Genomic DNA, 3,369 nt, shown 5'->3' with positions numbered 1-3,369 from the left:
GCGGGCTCGCTGGCGGTGGCGAAGTTCGAGCCCGGCGATGGCCTCGCCGGGAGTGTTGGTGGCAAAGCAGGTCAGGCGCATGCCGTCGGCGTCGGCGTCGGTGAATCGCAACTGGGCGCCGGGGTGGTTGAGTCGGCCCGCAGCGCGGTGCCGGTGTTGCCACCGGCCCGTTTCTGCGGGCCGCTCGCCGAACCCGGCGTGCGGTTGGGTAGGCCGCCAGCGAGGTACCTGTAACCAGGCCCTTTTCCAACGGCCCCCCACCGAACCGGACGTGCGACGTTAATCGCATCCGGCTCTCCAGTGCCTTTTCTTTCTCATGAGTTCTGCCGCGAAGGACGTCCGCTGTAGTGGATTCCTTCGTGGCAGACACGGCAGACGACCAGGGTTTTCCGACGACGCGCGGCCATCATCTGAGCCCAGGCGGGCTTGGCAGCCCGCCCCCGGACATTTAGGTCCTTGAGGTGTCGAATGTGATGCACTTCGATGCCGTCACGAGACCCGCACATCTCGCAAGTGTCAGCAAGTAGGCGCTTCACAATCTCGTTGCGTCCACTGTTCCACACCTGCGCCGGTTGATCGTCGAGACTTCCAATCCTGATCTTTCGCTTCAGTGAGATTCCGCCCCATTGTGCGACCAGCGGACGCTTTCCCTCACCGCGTTCGACGGTGACCTGAAGCCCCCGGCGGGGGCCTTGGTCGGTCTTCAATACGGTCCGGTAGCGCTGGTAGACCTTGGAGACGCGAACGCGATACTTCCGCGCCAGCGTCTTGGTCAAGGAGCGTTCCATTACGTACTTCAGCCGTCCGAGGCGGTGGAGATTGAAAGCGAGCTGGTAGTAACCGGCGATCCCACGGAACTCGGCCTGGTACTGAGCGACGATAGGAAAATCGCTGTTGACCGTGCGTTCGGTCCGCCTGATCGGTCGGCCATGGTGCATGTAGGGGCGGCACTTGGCGCGGATAACGTCAGCAGGCACTTTCAGCCCGATCTGCGCGTTGATGCTGCGCTGACCGCGGTGATCATGCTTGGTGTCGTTGTCCAAGACCACGATCTCGTAGCCGAGGAACCGGGCGGACTGCGTCCGCCCATGCGTAATCAAGGTCTTTTCCTCGGACAGTTCCAGCCTGAGCTCGTCACGCAGGAACCGGCCGATTTTGTCCTTGATCTCCTCGGCCTCCCGCTTGGGGCCAGTGAAGCCCAGCAGCCAATCGTCCGCATAGCGGCAGTAGTTCAGCCGCCTGTAGCTTGGATCTTGAGGGTCGCGGGGGGGCATGGTCTTCATCTGCTTGCGCAGTGCACGACCTGCTTCCAGATTCCCTTGCTGTTCCAGCCTGAAGGCGCGTTGCCACAGCCGCATATAGGGACGATGGGCTTTGCGCCGTGCCCCCTGGTTGTGGGCGGGGAGCAGGTTCCTCTCGATGTACTTGTCCAGCCGGTCCAGGTAGATGTTGGACAGGATCGGCGAGATCACGCCGCCTTGCGGTGAACCGCTCAACGTCGCCTGATAGCGCCATTGTTCCAAATATCCGGCCTGGAGTAGTCCGTCGACCAACCGAAGGAAACGGTTGTCGTGGATCTTCTCCGCCAGGGTCGACCGCAGGACGCTGTGGTCCAAACTGTCGAAGCAGGCTTTGATGTCACCCTCGACAAACCACGTTGTGCCTCGCCACCCGGGGTAGATCGATTGCAGGGCGGTGTGACAGCCCCGGCCGGGCCGGAAGCCGTGAGAGTGTTCGGAGAACTGCGGCTCGTAATACGCCTCAAGGAGCAGGCGCATCACTTCTTGCAACAGTTTGTCCGACCACGTCGGCAGACCTAACCCACGCCGCTTCTTCGTGCTTCCTTTCTTTTCGATGTAGACGCGGCGTGTTGGTGACCACCGATAGCGTTCATTTCGTAGCGCTTCGATGATCGCCTGGATCTTCTCCAGGCGCATGCCGTCCACGGTTTCAGCCGTGACGCCGGGCGTCATCGCACCGTCGTTGCGGTAGATCCGCCCGTAGGCGAGCAGGTACAGATCCCGGTTGAACAAGCACCGGTAGAGACGTTCCAGTGGCAGTCCCTTTCTGCCGCGTTCACGGATGATCCCCAGTAGGGCTTCGGCGCTCTGCATTCCGCATACCTCGCCATCGTGGATGATCGGTTGACACCTGGGGCCCTTCGCCCAATGTGGACGGCTTTCCCGTCCTCCTTGGCCGGTCGTTACTCCGACGACTACTACGACCCCTCCGTAGCCATAGGGCTCGCGCCCCGTAGGCCATCCCGTATTCCCCTTGCGCTGGACGTATCGAGCGTGACGTAGGCGGCCATTCCGTCTCCTTGAGCGAACTCGCTGTCCGCCGCCCGCCGGCCGGAAGGTTTGAGACGAGGAAAGTCGGACTCGTCCGATGCCGACGGCTGCGACCTAAGACGTCGTGTCGCAGGGTGTGCGTATTCCACCGCTGGTGACTTGGCTTCAGGCAGTGTGGCTTTCGCCATATCACGCGGGCTTTGCGCGGCAGCGCCTTTGACGCCTTCTCAACGCTCCACGCTTTCCCGCCATGCTGTTGTCCCCTCGCGCTTTCGCGTCCAGGTCAGGCGGGTAGCCCCAAGGTCATCTCCTTCCGAACCTCGGCCCCCTGCGGGGGCGATCCAACGCCGAGTGAAACGGCGCACCGTTTCCACGCACCGGGCTCTCCACGGTCTCTGCCGTCAGGCGTGGTTGGCCAGAGGCCAGGGATTTGGGATCTTGTTGCCGCGGTACCGGTAGCGCTCGGTTGGCACCCGGCCGAGGTTGAACAGTTCGACCCCGTCTGATGAAGGCATTCGCCACCGGCCGGTGTGGTCGGTGAGGTGCCTTCGCAGATCGGTCCAACTCCAGCGATGCAGCCGCATCCACCACCGAGCAACCCGTCGCCAGACGAAAATGGCGAGGGTTTGCATGGTGCTCTTGGCGACTGCGTATCTGAAGTAGTTGGACCAGCCGCGCATGATCCGGCTGAGCCGTCTCAGCACGTCCCTGGGTGGCTGTTGCGACAACCTGTGTGTCAGGGCACGAATCTTGTCCTTCAAGGACCGGATGGGCCGGTCTGCGATGAAGGTGTAGACGTACCACTTGTCCGTACCTCGCTTGCGTTTCCACTGGAGGCGGAACCCAAGGAAGTCGAACCCTTCGCTCATGTGCACGACGCGGGTCTTGGATTCGGAAAACCGAAGCCCCAGCGGCGCGAGCACATCAGCGACTTCTTCGCGCAGGGTTTCCGCGTCATCACAGCTGCCGAACACGAGCACGACGAGGAGAGTCGGCGGCAGGAATCGCACCCGCCGCCGCTCGCAGAACCGTGCGGGAGCCTCTCGGCTCACACGGCTCCCATTGCCCAGCCGTCAGG

General features: G+C 62.6%; 2 protein-coding genes. Both read right to left on the bottom strand.

Annotated features, from left to right (window positions below; genetic code table 11):
* Window positions 1–314: 314 nt before the first annotated feature.
* Entirely contained in the window at window positions 315–2,114 is a 1,800-nt protein-coding gene (locus ACF08M_RS41455) for a reverse transcriptase domain-containing protein (protein ID WP_392190490.1), read from the bottom strand.
* A gap of 578 nt (window positions 2,115–2,692) precedes the next feature.
* Window positions 2,693–3,271 carry a group II intron maturase-specific domain-containing protein gene (locus ACF08M_RS41450; RefSeq protein ID WP_392190489.1) on the bottom strand — a complete coding sequence of 193 codons (579 nt, stop codon included), beginning with the start codon at window positions 3,269–3,271 and terminating at the stop codon, window positions 2,693–2,695.
* Between the last annotated feature and the right edge of the window lie 98 nt (window positions 3,272–3,369).

This window comes from Streptomyces sp. NPDC015032 (assembly GCF_043080425.1).
Lineage (GTDB): Bacteria > Actinomycetota > Actinomycetes > Streptomycetales > Streptomycetaceae > Streptomyces.
This window is presented reverse-complemented; position numbering and strand designations above follow the sequence as displayed.